The sequence below is a fragment of the Alteromonas sp. 4NH20-0056 genome (assembly GCF_057539655.1).
In genome coordinates, this window is sequence record NZ_BAAJLS010000007.1 from 66553 (window position 1) to 84708 (window position 18156).

The 18156-nt window shown below is 40.0% G+C and carries 14 protein-coding genes; 11 read left to right on the plus strand and 3 right to left on the minus strand.

The window, feature by feature from the left end; genetic code table 11:
* Window positions 1–38 precede the first annotated feature (38 nt).
* From AC27EZ_RS13285 to AC27EZ_RS13295, 3 genes are all read right to left on the minus strand, one after another.
* Entirely contained in the window at window positions 39–1727 is a 1689-nt protein-coding gene (locus tag AC27EZ_RS13285) for a glycosyl hydrolase family 28-related protein (protein WP_487135776.1), read from the minus strand.
* A gap of 495 nt (window positions 1728–2222) precedes the next feature.
* Window positions 2223–3092 carry a hypothetical protein gene (locus tag AC27EZ_RS13290; protein WP_487135777.1) on the minus strand — a complete coding sequence of 290 codons (870 nt, stop codon included), beginning with the start codon at window positions 3090–3092 and terminating at the stop codon, window positions 2223–2225.
* 378 nt (window positions 3093–3470) lie between these two features.
* Window positions 3471–4940 carry a hypothetical protein gene (locus AC27EZ_RS13295; protein ID WP_487135778.1) on the minus strand — a complete coding sequence of 490 codons (1470 nt, stop codon included), beginning with the start codon at window positions 4938–4940 and terminating at the stop codon, window positions 3471–3473.
* A gap of 764 nt (window positions 4941–5704) precedes the next feature.
* Between AC27EZ_RS13295 and AC27EZ_RS13300 the strand changes: the two genes are divergently transcribed.
* From AC27EZ_RS13300 to AC27EZ_RS13350, 11 genes are all read left to right on the plus strand, one after another.
* Window positions 5705–6631: a ParA family protein gene (locus tag AC27EZ_RS13300; protein ID WP_487135779.1), complete on the plus strand. Its 927-nt coding sequence runs from the start codon at window positions 5705–5707 to the stop codon at window positions 6629–6631.
* Window positions 6628–7758 (plus strand): ParB N-terminal domain-containing protein, encoded by a 1131-nt coding sequence (locus AC27EZ_RS13305; RefSeq protein WP_487135780.1) that lies wholly within the window; start codon window positions 6628–6630, stop codon window positions 7756–7758. The genes AC27EZ_RS13300 and AC27EZ_RS13305 overlap by 4 nt, the downstream gene beginning before the upstream one ends.
* A gap of 409 nt (window positions 7759–8167) precedes the next feature.
* The gene (locus AC27EZ_RS13310) at window positions 8168–9877 is read left to right on the plus strand and encodes a purine-cytosine permease family protein (RefSeq protein ID WP_487135781.1); all 1710 of its coding nucleotides are present in this window, start codon (window positions 8168–8170) and stop codon (window positions 9875–9877) included.
* Between the two features lie 75 nt (window positions 9878–9952).
* Window positions 9953–11386, plus strand: coding sequence for a sulfatase-like hydrolase/transferase (locus tag AC27EZ_RS13315; protein WP_487135782.1), 1434 nt, complete (start codon window positions 9953–9955; stop codon window positions 11384–11386).
* Window positions 11387–11730: 344 nt separating this feature from the next.
* Complete coding sequence (locus AC27EZ_RS13320; RefSeq protein WP_487135783.1) at window positions 11731–12636, plus strand: sugar kinase; 906 nt, start codon at window positions 11731–11733, stop codon at window positions 12634–12636.
* A 2-nt stretch (window positions 12637–12638) separates the two neighbouring features.
* Window positions 12639–13634 carry a TRAP transporter substrate-binding protein gene (locus tag AC27EZ_RS13325; protein ID WP_487135784.1) on the plus strand — a complete coding sequence of 332 codons (996 nt, stop codon included), beginning with the start codon at window positions 12639–12641 and terminating at the stop codon, window positions 13632–13634.
* Complete coding sequence (locus AC27EZ_RS13330; RefSeq protein ID WP_487135785.1) at window positions 13631–14134, plus strand: TRAP transporter small permease; 504 nt, start codon at window positions 13631–13633, stop codon at window positions 14132–14134. The genes AC27EZ_RS13325 and AC27EZ_RS13330 overlap by 4 nt, the downstream gene beginning before the upstream one ends.
* Complete coding sequence (locus AC27EZ_RS13335; protein ID WP_487135786.1) at window positions 14131–15423, plus strand: TRAP transporter large permease; 1293 nt, start codon at window positions 14131–14133, stop codon at window positions 15421–15423. Before AC27EZ_RS13330 ends, AC27EZ_RS13335 begins: the two co-directional genes overlap by 4 nt.
* 26 nt (window positions 15424–15449) lie before the next feature.
* Complete coding sequence (locus tag AC27EZ_RS13340) at window positions 15450–16223, plus strand: SDR family oxidoreductase (protein ID WP_487135787.1); 774 nt, start codon at window positions 15450–15452, stop codon at window positions 16221–16223.
* Between the two features lie 44 nt (window positions 16224–16267).
* Window positions 16268–17098, plus strand: a complete 831-nt coding sequence (gene kduI, locus AC27EZ_RS13345) for a 5-dehydro-4-deoxy-D-glucuronate isomerase (protein WP_487135788.1) — start codon at window positions 16268–16270, stop codon at window positions 17096–17098.
* Between the two features lie 132 nt (window positions 17099–17230).
* Window positions 17231–18028, plus strand: a complete 798-nt coding sequence (locus tag AC27EZ_RS13350; RefSeq protein WP_487135789.1) for a DeoR/GlpR family DNA-binding transcription regulator — start codon at window positions 17231–17233, stop codon at window positions 18026–18028.
* The last annotated feature ends 128 nt before the right edge of the window (window positions 18029–18156 follow it).

An 18156-nucleotide genomic window follows, 5' to 3' on the forward strand; every position in this document is an offset into this window, starting at 1 on the left:
ATGTGGCCCAAGGCATTTAACCTTGGGCCATTTTAGTATTATTCCTTTGACCTTTGCTGTTTCTGGTATTCATATAAAGATGGTATAGCTACCTTGGAATTGATCTCACCCGTATGTGGTGCAGGATAATGCTCTACTTCAAAATGTCTATTTCCATACATTCCAATAACCCTAGCATCAGGTCCTTCTGTTTGTCCTAAAATTCTAACTGTTTCATTACTATCGGCACCACTTTCTACCAGAACTTTAGAGTTCCACGTTGTATTGTATCGGCCGTGACCGGGTTGCCAATACCCCGCTCCCCCCCCAAACCATAAGTCGTAGTAAGGGCCCTTCTCATCACGTGCTGCCTCAATATGGAAAGTCATGTTGTCGTAAAGGTTCTGATGATTAGCACCTGCGTGTTGATCTAGCGTTGGCTGAGCAAAACCTTCACCTCGTAAGAACACACTTTTGGTAGATTTTGTATTCATGCTAAATGTATGAACAGTTGAATTCATAATGGTGACATCTTCAACCAAAAAATTGTGCACGCTACCAAGATGAATACCGTAATGGCCAAAACGTGTACCGTAGCTGTATATGTTTGATATCGTCACGTTGCCGCTATTTTCAGTCAATATCGCGCTATCTGCATTGTTAAAACTCACATCTCTAATCCAACCGTTAAAAACGCTCGTTAAGTAGATACCATTAAACCCCTGTTCTACATGGTGTCCATAGGTATCGCCCGTTGGGAATTGAATTGATAACCCCTCAATGCCAACCTCTTCTAAATGTTCCCAAGATGTTATGTGAGCAGGGATATCTTTGTTAATGTCATGCAAAAGTGGATCGCGTATCTCAATGGTATTTCCGTGAACTGACTTTATTTGAGTAGGTTGCATTACTAGTGGGCGATTTGGAAAATTAAAATGATGGGAACCGATAACTTGGTCTGTATTGCCATAAATTGACTTAATTATACCGCCTTGTTCACCGCCTTTGTTGTGCCAGTCTATTCTAAGTATGTCTCCCTCAGAGATATTTGAAGCGTCGTTAACTTCTACTATCTGCCCTCCCCTTTTGCCCTGTTTAGCAATAGCTATTCTTTGAGGTTGTTGATCTAATTCTTTTAGGTAAGGAACAGGCCGTGTTCCTTCCTTTTGGATCCATATGACTCCGCCAGACCAGGAATATTCTGAGAAGTAATCATCTATGTAAATTTCTGTATCTCGTTGTTTTTTGTTGTGTAGCCTTAGATAGCTTCTCAACTCATCTAAATTAGGTGTTTTATCAATGATCGAGAGAGGCATTGGGAAAAAGAGCTGAGTCCCACTTGGTCCCATCCCCTTTCCGCTAATGGTAATGTTTCCTCTGCTTACTTTGAGGATATCTTTGATAATAAAGCGTCCCTCGCCAAACAAAACTGTTACATGCCCTTTAATAGTATGTGCATGTGTTAGGGCATTTAGTATTGCTTTAGTGTCGTCTTTATTGTCATTTGGAATAGCGCCAAAATCTGTAACGCTTACGTGTGTAGTTTTATTGTTATAAGGAGTCGATTTATCTCCAAAATGATATCCCGCATATGAATAATCCGGAAGGTATACTGTTGGCGTGTTTAATATTTCTTTTGCCTCATTTCTTGTATTTGCCGCTAATGAAGCACTCGTTGACAAAATAACGGTTGAAATTAAAACACGTATAGATGTATCAATGGAAGGTCTGTTAGTGATGGTAAACATTATTGAAAAGCTTTGTATTTTGCAGATGACTTTACAATATATTTACAAACGATCAATAACAACCACTTTCAGTCAAAAATGTTTTTTGGTTTTTGCATCGTTGTGAATACAGAAACTGTGTCCAGGTTGTCTAACACTCTTTTTGTTCAATACTAAAATTAGTAGTTGTGGCGCAGCCATATAATCTTCCTTTATCTAACATCTATATATCATCTAATGTCTGCTGCAAAGGGTTGAAATAAAATCGATTGTCTTTTTTTCGTCATCAACGGCTATTACTACTCAGCAATGGAATGATAGCTACTCATGAATGGCACTCATATCGTCGTTTGTACGCGCTTAGTGTTATAAAATCATCCGTTAGACAAGAGAACACATCAGTTTAGTGAACATTTCACATGGCTGTTAAGGGAAATAAGAAAAAAGGGCTGTTTTCTGATATAGAAATGCTGGTTGCTTATGAAATTGACGTTAACGCGTGGGAGATGGAGAGTATTAAACTCTACCAAGGCTCTTTAGGTGTTGGAGGTGTTGAGCTGCTTCTCGTGGTGTTTTAGAGGCCCGGGGCTCATGAATCTGATGTGCAACTTTCTTGTGGGATTCTGTTTTATTTACGAGTGTTGAAAGCTTAGTGACAAGGCCATTTATTGACGATACTTTAATCGAAAATGAATGCACCGACAAAAACTTGAGCACCCCTTGTGTGAAATCAAAAGTTACAATATTTAGATTTTTGAGTGTATTTAAAACACGTCTCACTGTGTTTTGAGACCAATTAAGAAAGTGAGCGAGAAACGGCACCGTTCTGCAAACTTGCTGCCTGCCTTTTTCGATATTCCACTTATGTTGATTAGATAGATAGCCATGTAGGATCAGCGCTTTATGTACATGTTTAGATCTATTTCCAGACAACATTCTACTGTTTCGCTTGAGTTGGCCTACCTGTATTTTAAAAAAGGTAATAGTACGTTCTTGTTCTTTTACTTTTTTGTTCCTTGCTGCTATAAGCGTTTTTTCTAATTCATTAGCAAATAGCAAAGCATAGCTGTTATCGCCTATCTTGAGATGATGAGCGATATTGTCGTAGTATGGATGGTAAGATCCTTCTTCTCTTTTCTGTGGTTCACTCTTTATTAAGAAACCTTTCGCTATAAGTGATGATATAGCGGATCTTACCGCATTAGGTGAATAACCCACTTTATTGCAGATAGCCTGAGTGGTTTGCTTGAACAAACGCTTGTACGGTTTTAGCTGACAAGCAAAAAAAGCAATGTGAGAGAACACAAAAGATTCTGTGTCAGTCAATTGTTCAAATTGCCCAGACGACATAAAAAGAACGTCGTCATATTTGCTATTAGAATTCATCTTTTTACCAACAATATACGTGATTTGCTGATAAAAAACGCGTTAGTGGTTGACCTGATCTGGTAAACCGCTAAAATTAGATGTGTAACTGCTTCGAAAAAGTTACATCTAAAGACCCGTGTAGTGCGCCAACACTCCACGGGTTTTGTTTTTAGCGCTTCTTATCTATCCATATTTCCAAATGCTCGTCATTGAGCGCTTAAAGATTATATATTTTTTATTGTTCATCTTTGATGAATGTAATCTTTATATGAAAGGTATGATAGATCAAGTTGGATCGCGATATATTAGTGATCTTTCTAAAGATTCGATCCAAGTGTTATTCTTTGATTTTATTCAGTTAAAGATTCGATCCAACGAATTTTGTATGATGAATAGCTAACGTCGGTCGTCTAACTTTCCTAAAATGTGAAGTGCAGACATATCACGCCTAAAAGCTATTACAGAAGACCCCTGCTCTGGCGAATAACCAATATTAATCAAATAGCCTTGCACTGTAGCTCTGCCATATTCAACAACAAGTTCTCCTTTACGTTGTTCGGACAAATAAGTTGTTCCAACCTGTTTGACGATCTTCGTTCCCACAGCTTCATCAATTTTTGCTCTATAAGATGGATCAGCGTTAGCCATAACCATGTTTGAGAACTTGCGCTTGAATTCATTCAGACTTGAAGATGGAGCTACAGACTCTCGAAGTTCATTCCATGCATATAACTGTTGAGCTTGCCTCCCCGTTATTAGGTGTTCACGTGCCCAAAGGCCAAATAAGATTTCTATTTCGTTTTTAGTTGCAAAAACATCGCTATCAATGAGTAACATATCATCGAGCGTGCGCTTTGCTTTAATGGCTGCGATGATATTTTTTACCGTTGACCTGGGAAACTGTATTACGGCAGCCTTTTTTTCAACACTCTTCGAGTCCTCATAAGTCACGATTGCTTCTAAGCGAAACAATTTATAATACATTTCTATATCGACGATAAAATCTTTTCTACTGTCATAGAAATCTCTCATATCAAAAGTAGTTGCAGAGATCCTCTGCATTGATTGAATGGCATTACTGATATAGCCACCGGCAGATGCTTCTGATATGGGTATATCTTTCGCCATAGATATTAAGGGTTCTAACGGTAGAGTGAAGGTTTCGCCAATAGTTTCTGACTCATCAATTCGTTCTGAAATATGGTTGATTAACCAAGTAATCGCGCTTGCGTAATAGCTCATGTCGGGGAGGTAGATTAGTCTCCCTTCCTCTGCTCTCGCCGTTATAAGAATTGGCTTAGTTCTACCCTCCTCTCTTAGCTTTATACTGAGTGACGCCGTTTTATCTTTTCGATTTGTACGCATTGCCTTAACAAGATAGCGAACTATTTGAAGCTCCATAAATCGTGTTTTATCGTCGTAGCGCTCGATATTAATAGTTTCGACCGTGCTTGACGATACTAATTGAAAATTGTCAATGTCTTGGTCCTTGCTGTTCGACTCTGCTGAGGCTATTAAATGGCCTTTCGGGACGACTATTTTAAAAAGTTTTCCTCTGCGCTTTTTGATAGGGTCCGTTGTGATAAATTCACTGATAATTAACCCTTTCTTTTCCAACTGTACAAGATGATGCCTAACATTAGATAATTTACGGTTAATTTTCTCTGCTACAAATTCCAAGCTTGCGGTAAGCTCTTCAATATTTTGCAATGTAATAAAAATATCTGAGGCCACCGCGCTTGAGGTTGGTGAAATATCTAAGGAGCTGCAGACTCTCATGAAAACCTTAAAATCAAAGTCGTCAGATACTGAGACTAATGGTGCTTTAAATCCATATTTTTCTGACAGCTCAAAGAGTTCTTGCACGTTACGTTATTTCCTATAGATTTTAATTACACAGTAGATTCGATCCAAAGGTTATCTGAGAATAATTTTTTTGTCTATATTTACAGTTTTCAAGTATTGTGCACTTCTCTGGGTTTTCCCTTGTACTTTAGTAAATAGATTGTATTGGTAATCACTGAAAGATCATTGCTGGCTGTTTCCGCGGGAAAATCTTTATCGGAGGGCTGTCAATCTCACTAAAGACGCCTACTCTAGCGAATTTATATTTTAGTTTTAATTATAAAGAAATAGTAAAAGCGGCTGCTCTTTCAGGCATCATCGTATTTCAAAGTATGAAACTATCATTGATTCAACTCACTATTCTCTTATGCTCGAATAGGGCTGCTCTTTTGGTAAGTTTTCGTTTCAGTGCCCTCTGCTTCTTGTTCAGAATTCTGCACAAGGATACGGTTCAGGAGTTCGCTGTCGGAATGTTTCCGCGGAAACACCCTTGCTCAAGTTTGGCTCAGCCCAGTAAAAGCAAGGCCCGAGAAGATAATTATTTAAATTTTTAATTTACTACATTTTAGCCTCAGAATTGTAGCTTCTAGTGCTGTTGTTATTGAATATATCTAAATGTGCAGTGAGGATAAGCATCTTCATTTTCTAATAGTGGTAATACACACCATCTTTTATATGCTACTAATACAAAAAAGTATGATAACTACTGTTTTAAAGATTCGATCCGAGACATTAGTAATCTGCCATGTCAATATAACTCTAAGTCCTGAAATAAGGTTATGATAATGAAAACAACAGAGTTGTATAACGGAATGCGTGTTCTCTCCAGTTACCACAGAAAAGGCGGTGTGGGCAAAACCTTTCTAGCTTCTACAATTGCCTACTTGCTTGCTACTGGTGGTCCTAACGGAAAAGGAAAGAAGCGTCGCGTTTTAGTACTAGACTATGACTCACAGCAAGATTCATCAAAGGCTTTTTTAAAAATGGACGCAATTCCAGGTGATGATGAATATGCTGCACCTCTGCACCCTGAGTTTGACGATATAGATGATCCAGAGTGGAGTGGAAGAAATACCAGCACAGATATTTTATTCAACTCACCAGTGTATGAATATCCAACGGCTTTTGAAAATATAAAAGTTTTACCTTCAGAGGGAAACGTAGATAGAGTATTGGCGCTTACTCCTGAGTCAGACAGGTTAGTATCGAAAATAACTACTCATATGCGAGACTGGTTCTCTGTAGAGGAGCTCGCTGATGATTACGACATAGTAATTGTCGATAATCCCCCAAGTAAATCGCCAGTGTCAGCTGGAATGCTTGGTGCAGCTACTCACGTAATAATTCCTACAGAACCCGAATACGATTCAATAGATGGTGTACCTATGCTTTTAAACCGTATAGATCGCATTAACGAAGACCGTGCTTCAAACCCACTAGAAATTATAGGAGTTGTTCCTAATAAAGTCCCAAGCAAATCACGTTTGACGCAGAAAGATGAAGTCGCGTTGGCGAAGCTCTATGATAAAGAAGGCCCCACGGGTAAGCATATGAGTCCATTTTGGTTACAGCAGCGAAATTGTTACCGAGTAATGGAGCGCCCGTCGGTTGACGAAACTCACTTTAACTATGTTTATAACCATCACGCGAAAAGTGAAATGCAGAAGCTATACACCTTGATTGAAAATAGTTTGTGGGGAGATAAGACATGACAGCCAAAAAGCCAAGAAGTAGAAGAGTTGCCAAGCCAACGTCTCAAGAAGATCTCATAAGTAAATATCAATCTGGCGAAGGTGTTTCTAAAAAGTCTCAGCAAATGCTCGATGATTTAAAGCAACGAGATAAATCAAAAGAGAGTAGTGTTCACGACGACCCATTGTTTAAGACCTCTTCTGAAGTTGATAGGGTCTTGGTTGATTATATACAACCTCAGTCTGACAACCCTCGCTATCTACCTGTTAAGTTCGCAAAGCGCGACGACCCAGAGTCTATTGCGTCTTTGACCGACTGCGTAGTATGCGAAAAGGACATTATCGAAAATCGATTAGACAAATCTAACCCCAGATATGATGCTGTAAACGCAGAGATTGAAGAAATAAAAGGCTTAGCTGAAACGCTAAAACACAGCGAGTTAATTCACCCTATTGCTGTGTGGCGCAAAAATATGTCTGATTACGCTATTGTAGCTGGACACAGGCGTTATTACGCGATTCGTTACCTCTATGGTGGCTTAATTAAGGTGAAAGTTAAGATTTACGCTGAGAAGCCCCGGAATATTAGTGTTTTGCGTCATATCGAAAACTTTTCTCGTAATGACCTCACGCTTCCTGACGCACTAAGCAGTTATTCCAATGCCGTTACAGAGCTAGAGAACATAGAGCAAAATGAGCTCGAAACGAATCGAGCTTCAATTGTTACGTCGTATTTAGGAATAGGTCGCACTACCTTCTATCGATATGACAAACTTCATGACTATAGACAGCATGTGATGCCTTTGTTAGAAAATAGAATAGTCGAGTCCTTAAGGGGACTGTATGAGGAAATTATTAAAGCTGAGGAGAAGGGGAGGGAAGAGGTTGAAATATACCTTGTAGAACTTTTTAACAATAGAAAGTTCTCAAAGTACTTACAAGCCCCAACGATAAAAAAAGCGGGAAGAACTAAGCAATACATTTCCTTACCCAAAATAAAGGTCAACCAGACTTCAGCCATTAAAAGGTTACTAAAGGAAGATGTAACTCAGTTAGAATTGGGTATCGACTGGGATAAAGTAGATTTTGATGATCCTAAGATGCTTGAGGCCGCACTCAAAGAACTTATTAAATCATTGACTAAATAGAATGATTATTTCCGCGGAAACACTCTAGCTTTATATCGCTGCATCTCTTATTTTTAAAGAGCTGTAGCGATTTTAAGTTTCAATATAATTGTCTCTAAAAATTATAGATTACACCATTTATCGACATTCGATCCGTTGATAGGCTTTTCTCAATTAGACAATTTTTCCTACTAAAAATTAATTAAGTATAGGTACTCTCTCTTTTAAGTATCCAGCTGTGTTGCACGAAATCATTGTATTAGCCTTTTTTATATAATGCTGATTTCCCTCTATTAATAATACGAAACATCTTGATAACAATTCTGTTGATTGAAACTTACAATTAAGTCATAATCGCTCAAAAGTAATCATCGTTACTTCCTTTTAAGCGGCTTCAATGAAAGCCTAAAACGAGAATAATGGAGGAAATGTGTCGAGTTCAGATGAGTTTGAATCACAACCAATAAGCCCTACTAAATTACAACCAGCTCGAGCATTTGCAGGTAGCTATGCGGGTGAACATGTAGCCGGAACCGAATTTGTCATTGGGGCGCTCTTTGTCTCTTGGGGGGTGGGTGCTGGAGATATTTTGCTCGGGCTACTCCTCGGTAACTTGTTAGCCGTTTTAACGTGGGGCCTTTTAACAGCGCCAATTGCCACTGACACGCGTCTTACACTTTATGCTTATTTAGAAAAAATAGCAGGGAAGGGCACGATTAAGCTTTACAGTGTAGTAAATGGAATTCTTTTCAGTGTGCTTGCTGGCGCAATGATTACAGTGTCAGCATCAGCGGTTAGAATTTTATTAGATATTCCTCCCCAAGTAGGTTGGTTCCCCTCTGATTTTCGTTTTGTATTAGTCGCGCTTTTCGTAGGAGCCGTTGTCGTATTTATGGCTGTAAAAGGATTTGAAAAACTAGCTGCGTTTGCAGAAGTTTGTGCTCCTTGGATGATCTTAATGTTTATTGTGGGCGCTTTGTTTCTTCTTCCTGCCTTAATAGATGCAACGCCAGGTATAGCTTCAATATCGTCGTTTTCAGATTTTTACACCATCGCTAATGAGTCTATTTGGATAAAAACAAGTGACGATGTTGGCTTTTGGCATGTGGCGGCTTTCGCATGGGTTGCTAATTTGGCGATGCATGGCGGAATGGGTGATATGACGTTACTCCGTTTTGCTCGTTATTCAAAATATGGATTCTTTTCAGCGCTGGGCATGTTTATTGGTCATTACATGGCGTGGATATGCGCAGGTATAATGGGGGCTGGAGCTGCAATAATTTTGAGTACAGCAATAACTAGTTTAGATCCTGGCGCCGTCGCTTATCAAGCGTTAGGTACATGTGGGATTATTGCAGTAATAATCGCTGGTTGGACGACATCTAATCCGACGATATATCGAGCTGGTTTAGCATTTAGCTCACTTAATCCAAAGTGGGGTAGGGAGAAGTCAACAATAGTCGTTGGCGTTGTAACTACCATTATTGCTTGCTTCCCTTTTGTGTTTTCTCAGCTGTTGGGTTTTGTAGGAATTATGGGATTGATGATGGCGCCTGTAGGAGCAATTATCGTAGCGGAGCATTGGCTATTTCCTAAAATGGGGTTAACACGCTATTGGTCTAAGTACAAAGGAAATACTACAAACTTTGCTGCAATTATAACTTGGCTGACAGCACTTGCGCTCAGTTATGTTCTTGAACAGTCAGGTGTGTTCCACCTTTTCTTTTTACTGATCCCTATATGGTTATATTCAACGGCAATATACTGTTTATTAGCAATTGCCATGGGAGCTAAAGAGGTGTATCCGGCATCGGCTGAAGCAGAAAGTGTTGAACTGAGCCGAAAGCGTGAAGAGCATGCTTATCTGGCAAACTTAGCACCTAATAATCTAAGTACCGAGCGCAGGCAAACTTCATTTATTTTATCATTAGCTTCTGTTACTGCGATTGCTTCGCTCGTGGCGTGTTTAGTAATAGGTGTAATGGCATTTCTAGATGGCGATAACCGCTATCTGCACACGCCGTTGTTAGTGGCTACTGTCATCTATTTTATCACTGCTACGTACGCGTATCTTGCTAACTCCAGCGGCATTGCTGTCGAGACTAAAACAAGTGATATCTCTAACGCGTCTGAAAACTAGTTCCTGAAGTAGGACTTCCCCTCTAACCTCCGTGGGTTAGAGGGGCTTTTTATTTAATACTTAGGAGTAATACAGATGAAGATTCTGCTCTTGATCACTCTTATTGCTTTTTTTTCGTGTGCCACAGATGCTAACGCTGATAGCGGTAGTTCGATTAAGCATTCTCGGCCAAACATTTTATTTATACTAGCTGATGACCACCGCTGGGATTTGCTTGGCTCAAAATCGTCTATTATTAAAACGCCAAACCTTGATGAAATAGCAAGTGAAGGCGTTTTGTTTGACAACGCTTTCGTTACAACACCAATATGTGCGTCGAGTCGTGTAAGTATACTAACGGGCTTAACGGAAAGAACCCATGATTTCACTTTTGGAAGACCTGCTACCGGTGAAGAAGAGTCATCAAATATGTATCCTGCTTTACTCAAAAAAGCAGGCTACAGGACAGGGTTTGTCGGAAAATACGAGATAAAAATTTCGGGTGCTGATGAACAGCGTTTTGACTACTTTAAGCCACTCCTACAGTCGAAAAAGAACGAGTGGCAAGGAAAGCAAATACCTCAAACCTACTATATTCAAAACTTAGCGAGCGAGTTTATTGAGCAAGCTTCGAAAAAAGATAATCCATGGGCACTTGCTGTCAACTTTTGGAATCCTCACGCCCACGATGTTGATAAAGAGGAACAGTTTCACTATCCACCTGAATTTGAAGATATGTATTCTGATAAAACAATTCCTCCTGCGAATATGTCCGATGATGCAGTCTATGCGGACTTACCAGACTTTTTAAAATCATCTATGGGTCGAATTCGATGGGAATATAGGTTCTCTACCCCTGAAATGTACCAACGAATTATAAAGCGCCATTATCGGGCTATTAGTAGTGTTGATAAAGCGGTAGGATCCTTAAACCAATTACTCAAGTCATTAGGCGTAGATGACAATACAATAATTATCTACACCGGTGATAACGGCTATGCTCTAAATGAAAGACAATTAGCTGGAAAGTGGTTTGGATGGGAGGAGGACCTCCGCGTTCCATTAATAATAAAAGACCCGCGCATTAATGAGCAAAAAGAGGTAAGTGAAATTGCTCTCAATATTGATATTGCGCCTACGATCCTAGATATTGCTGGCGTTGAAATACCAGACTCATATCAAGGAAAAAGTCTAATTCCTCTTGTCGGAAGTGAAGAGGTCGTTAATTGGAGGAAAGAATTTTTCTTCGAACACATGTATCAACCAAAGCGTGCGCCTATACCACCGATGTACGGGCTTAGAACTTCAAACTGGAAATTAGTCAACTTTTATAAAAACAACTACGTTCAGCTTTATGACCTAGACAAAGATCCAGGAGAAACGATGAACCTCGCCTATCGCGAGAAATACGTATATCTCAGAGATGCTCTTCTTCAGCGCGCTGGTCAATACATCGACAAATACGAAGCTGCCCGTAGCGAGGAAGTTAGAAATCGAAATAAATTCGAAAATGAAATGCCATCACACTAGTGAGTGTTGCTCTTTCCTTTAATGATTTCGGGGCTGACTGAAGGCATGTTGCTCGCGAGTAAGCCCTAAACTCCTAGCTATTGTCATGCTCACGAAGATTCTCTTTACGCCCCCCAGTGAGCAAACTCTTTTCTAAAACACGCTAAACGCTCTAACCTGTTTTTTCTGCCATATCGACGCCAGTAATTTCAAACATTGCAATGAAGCATCTTTGTGATTACTTTTGAGTGTTGATGATTGGTAATTGTTCATATACAATCATTTTACAAATGGTTAATGATTTTTATTGCGTGAATATTGCTTAAATTGCATTTCTCGCAATGTAGAGGTTGGAGTGCAATAGGGTGAAGTTAGCGATTATTGGCGAATGCATGATTGAATTATCAAACACTGAAGGTGAGCTTTATCAACTCAATTACGGTGGAGACACTCTTAATACCGCTATATATCTATCTCGTTGTGGCGGAGAAGTAGAGTACGTTACAGCCTTAAGCGATGATATGTTTAGCAACAAGATGCTCGATAACTGGCAAAGCGAAGGTGTTGGTGTGAAACACGTAAAGCAATTTGCTAACAGTGTTCCGGGTCTCTATTTGATTGAAAATGACGCTAACGGTGAAAGGCACTTCCATTACTGGCGTTCTAATGCACCAGCTAAGTTTCTACTGGAACAATGTCCAGAAATATTTAAAGAGCTTGAAGATTACGATGCCTTATTTCTAAGTGGTATTACCCTATCAATCTATTCCGAGGCCTCAAGAGCCAAATTGTTTGATTTTTTGAAAAAATATCGAGACAAGGGAGGAAAAGTTATTTTCGATAATAACTATCGCCCAAAGAGTTGGCTTTCATTTAATGAAGCATCCAAAACGTTTAAGAAAATAATGAATCTCACTGATATAGCGCTGCTCAGCAGGGAAGATGAGATAAGCTTACATGGCGAACATTCAATTGAATATTGCATAGAACGTTGGTTAAAAGCTGGCGCTTCAGAGGTTGTGGTAAAAAATGGCCCGAATGGCATTCTTGCAGCCAACAGTATGGGGAAATTTGAGTTTGATGTTCCGAACGTTGTTAAACCTATCGACACAACTGCGGCAGGAGATTCTTTTAACGGCGCGTTTTTAGCTCAAAAAGCAAAAGGTAAAGATTTAGAAAAGTGCATCCGCGCTGGCCAATTCTGTGCTGCCCAAGTAATCCTTCACAAAGGGGCAATTGTTCCTCGTGAAGTAACCTTGGTTGAGGAGTAACAATGAGATGTCATCGCTTGCTTTATATACTATTTCTAATTCCATTAACTGCGCTTTATGCGTGCAACGATGATGGGCAAGATGGAACATATGTCATTCGGTTAGGACATCAGCTTGATATTAATCACCCTGTTCACAAAGGCCTTGTATTTTTAAAAGAGGAGTTAGAGCGTAACTCTGAAGGAAAGATGTCTATTGTTATCTACCCCTCTTCTCAAGTAGGTGACGAGAGAGAAGTTCTTGAGTTGATACAGATTGGTAGCATGGGAATGACTAAAGTGTCAGCAAGTGCACTAGAGACCTTTGTTCCTGAGATGAAAGTATTTAGCTTACCCTATCTTTTCAATGACAAAGCGCATTATTGGGAAACATTGAACGGGGAGGTTGGGAAAGCGCTTCTTGCTGCAGGCGAACAGTACCGTTTTAAGGGGCTAGGTTATTTTGATGCCGGTTCAAGAAGCTTTTACACGACGAAAAAACCAGTTCAGTCACCAGATGATCTAAAAGGTCAGAAAATAAGGGTTATGAACAGCCAAACGGCGGTGTCCATGGTAAATACCATGGGCGGGTCTGCAACACCTGTAAGCTGGGGTGAGCTTTATACATCTTTACAGCAGGGCGTGGTTGACGGTGCTGAAAACAATCTTCCTAGTTTTTACTTCTCCAAACATTATGAGGTAAGTCAGTACCTTATTTTAGACGAACACACTTCTATTCCTGACGTCATTATTGTTGGAACTCATGTTTGGGATCAACTTAGCGCCACGCAAAAAAGATGGCTGCAAGACGCCATGAAAGCGGCAACCGAGTATCAAAAGGAAATGTGGGCTGAGTCTACCGAGACGTCATTGGAAATTGTGAAAGAGGCTGGCGTGCAAGTTATCGCAGCAGATAAGGAGCAATTTCAGCAAAGTGTAGCACCAATTTATGAAGGACTGCGGGGGAGCGAACTGGAAAGGTTAGTGCAACAAATAAAAGCCTTAGGAGAAAAAATGTGAAAGCGTTAACTACGTCGATTTCAGGGTTAAACAAATTTCTCCGTCTGTTACTGACCTTAATGATGGCGCTATTAGTTTTAAATGTAACGTGGCAAGTGGTTACTCGTTTTATTTTGCCACACCCAAGCTCATTTACTGAAGAGCTTGCTCGCTTTTTATTGATATGGATAAGTTTGATTGGCAGCGCCTATGCATTTCATACGCATAGCCATTTAGGGTTCGATTATCTCACTAAGAAGTTTAGCAAAGGTGGGGCGTTAATGGCTGCAAGAATCGGATATTCGATAGTTATTTTGTTTGCATTAGGCGTACTTGTAGTGGGTGGAATGAACCTAACCTACATAACATTTTTACTAAAGCAAGCTTCTCCTGTTTTAGGTATCCCAATGGGATTTATTTACATGGTTGTACCAATAAGCGGTGTTTTGTTTGCTGTTTATGGCGTATTAGGCCTGCTAGAAATGAAAGACTCTAATAAGCTTAGGGAGCACGCACTATGACTTCGCTAGTACTGTTTGGAATATTTCTAATACTTTTACTTATTAATATTCCCATTGCGATAAGTATAATTGTCGCAACCCTAGCAACTATGTTGCTTACGATCGATACGCTTCCTGCCCTTACTACTCTAGCTCAACGTTTAGCAGTCGGTGTAGATAGCTTTGCACTTTTAGCCATTCCGTTTTTTGTTTTGTCAGGCTATCTGATGGGGCAGGGGGGGATCGCAGTACGACTTATTGAGTTTGCAAAAGTATTGGTGGGGAAACTTCCTGGCGGATTGGCATTCGTAAACATTATTTCATGTGCACTATTTGGTTCAATATCCGGATCAGCGGTTGCTGCCACTTCTGCGGTAGGTGGTTTTATGGTTCCCGCAATGGAAAAAGAAGGATATAGCAGACCGTTTAGTACTGCTGTAACTGTTACCGCTGCTACTACTGGCATGTTAATACCACCAAGTAATATTCTAATTATTTATTCATTAGCAAGCGGTGGCGTGTCAATTGCCGCATTGTTTATTGCAGGTTATTTACCAGGACTTTTAGTAACAGCATTACTCATGTTGGGTGCTGGTTATTATGTAAAAAAGAATGGTATAGCAACAGAAAACACTATAGTTGTAGGAAAGTTTCTGCCAAGCCTTTTAGGAGCTGTTCCTTGTCTTTTTCTTATTATTCTGATCATTGGTGGAATAATAGGAGGGCTTTTTACTCCCACTGAAGCTGGCGCAATTGCGGTTCTTTACTCCTTAGTTTTGGCTCTAGGGTTCTACAGAGAGCTTAGCGTCAAGGATCTTTATCCTATCTTGCTCAAAACTGTAAATACTACGGCAATTGTTATGTTTTTAATCGGTGCTTCAGCATCGATGTCATGGTTAATGTCGTATGAGGAGATACCTCAAGCAATAAGCAATTCGTTACTCTCTGTATCTGAAAATGCCATTATTATATTGCTCATTATGAATCTTATTCTGCTGGCCGTTGGCACATTTATGGATGTTACACCTGCAGTTTTAATCTTTACACCAATATTCTTACCCATCGCTGAGATGCTTAATATATCTCCTCTGCATTTCGGGATAATGATGATTTTAAACTTATCTATAGGCCTATGTACCCCTCCAGTAGGCAGCGTTCTGTTTGTCGGGTGCAGTATTGGTAAGGTATCTATTAGTAGCATAATGAAGCCAATACTGCCTCTTTATGCCGCCATGCTTGTGGCATTGGCGCTAACAATTATTTTCCCCGAAATTAGCGAATTCCTGCCCAAGCTTTTGGGCCTCATTTAATTACACAAAAAGTTAGGAGACATGAAGTGTCTGATTATTTAAGTAGACAATTTGGTTTGCACGGCAAAGTTGCCGTTGTTACAGGAGCTAGCAGAGGATTAGGCCAGGGTATTGCGCTAGCCTTAGGTGAAGCCGGCGCAACAGTTATTGCCATAGGTTCGTCGACAAAAAGCGTTGAATCTACAATTGAATTGTTAGTTAAGAAAGATGTTGAGTGTGCAGGCTACGGATGTGATCAATCAAACACCGCCGAAATTATCGATACAGTAAATACGATTATTGAAAATCATGGGCGCATTGATATTTTAGTTAACAACGCTGGAACAATAAAGCGCTCTCCAGCACATGAGTTTTCAGATGAGGACTGGAACGAAGTCATTAATGTGAATCTAAATGGTGTATTCACTTTCTGTCGTGAAGCGGGCAAACAGATGTTGGAGCAAGGCAGTGGAAAAATTATCAATATTGCTTCTTTGCTAAGTTTCTCTGGTGGTATTACTGTTCCAGCTTATGCTGCAAGTAAAGGTGGTGTAGCGCAATTAACAAAAGCATTGGCGAATGAATGGGCTAATCAAAATATTCAAGTGAACGCAATCGCCCCTGGATACTTTGAAACAGACAATACGTACAACATTCGCCAAGACCAATCGCGATTTGAAAGTATTACTAGTCGTATCCCTACCGGAAAGTGGGGCCAGCCGGACGACCTTGGTGGCGCCGCTATCTTTCTTTCTTCTCGAGCATCTTCATACGTGAACGGGCATGTATTACTTGTCGATGGTGGCTGGATGGCTCGCTAATGCGAGCCCGTCAACCTTTCTAACAAGATATCAAAAGGCACATTATGAATTTTTTATTTTCTACCAATAAGCGCAGTTATCCAAGTATGACAAATGAGGAGTTAAGAGAAGCTTTTTTAACGGAAGAGCTCTTCACTCCTGGTCATTTATCGCTAACTTACACTGATGTTGACAGGGCTGTTATCGGTGGTGCTATGCCGACAGAGGCAACTATTGAATTACCAACGCATAAAGAACTTGCTGCTGATTACTTTTGTGAGCGCCGAGAATTAGGAATTATTAACATCGGTGGGGAAGGCTCCATCAGTGTTGATGGTGAAAGTTTCGACATGGCTAAGAAAGACAGCCTTTATGTCACCAGAGGTAGTAAAGAAGTTGTCTTGTCGTCTAAGGATGCGAGTAATCCTGCTAAATATTATATGATTTCATATCCTGCACACCGGGTCACTAAAACCGTTCATGTACCAAAAACGATGGCAAAAAAGATAGATCTTGGTTCTCAGGAAACTTCTAACGAAAGAACAATATTTCAGTCTATTCGACCTGGAATTGTCGATAGTTGCCAGTTAGTCATGGGTATTACCGAATTAAAAACCGGAAGCGTTTGGAACACTAAGCCCCCTCATACGCATTTTCGTAGGACTGAAATTTATATGTATTTCGACCTCGATAAAAGCGAAAGAGTATTTCATATGCTAGGTGAACCCAAAGAAGTTAAGACTCTCCCATTAGCGCCTGAAATTGCAATTGCTTCACCTAGTTGGTCTATCCACAGTGGGGTAGGGACGACTAATTACAGCTTTATTTGGGCTATGGGCGGAGAAAACCAAGAGTTTGACGATATGGACCACATTGAAATTTCCTCTTTACGTTAAGTTTTAACCTGTAAATTGCCATTAAATATGTCATTTTTATCAAAATCAATCATATGATAAGTTTTTTGATTGATTTTGGTTGCTTTGGTGATTATATTAAACGTTATAACGCCAAATAGGACAGAAAAAGTAATGCTTGAAAAGCAGCGACAACAGTTAATCCTTGAAGTATTAGAAGAGTCCACCTTTGCGAGTGTGCCCGAATTGTGCAGTCAATTAGGCGCATCTGAGGCAACGATCAGAAGAGATTTGAAAAAATTATCTGCTCAAAATAAGATCAAAAAGATAAGAGGGGGGGCGCAAGTAATAGATACTGTCTCGACCTCAAATTTCTATCTCTCTGGCAATGCCTTTCTAATAGATAAAGAAAAGAATGCCGATATTAAACGCGCCATTGCTAAAACTGCATGTGAGCTTTGTAATGACGGCGAATCTATTATTATCAACGGTGGCAGCTCTACATATATGATGGCCGAGTTCCTGAGAGATAAAAGATTAAATGTGCTAACCAACTCATTTGTCTTGGCTCAAGACTTGGTAGAGAACAGTCAGAACCAGGTCACCCTCCCAGGCGGCGAGGTTTATAGAAAGCAGAGCATTATTCTAAGTTCCTTTGAAAATGATACTACACAGAACTATCGCGGAACCATGATGTTTATGGGAACACCTGGTATCAGTAAATACGGCGTCATGGAATCTGATCCACTGCTAATATTGGCAGAGAAAAAGCTACGCAAGCAGGCTGATAAGCTAGTTGTATTAGCGGACAGCTCAAAAATTGGTCTGCAAAGTAATCTTGTTTTCTGTGATTTGAACTCTGTAGATATTGTAATAACTGACAACCGTGCTGATAAAGTGCAATTAGACGAAATCAGAAGTTACGGTATCGAAGTTATTGTCGTCGACGTTGAGACACTAGAGGCGGCGTAACGAAAAACCACATATTGTTACTACGAGGTTTCTCTTGATGATGAAACCTCCTTACTTCAAATATCCCCCACTGGTACATGTTGAGATTATCGTTTCGCAGCAGTATCAACTAGTCTTATCAGCCACTA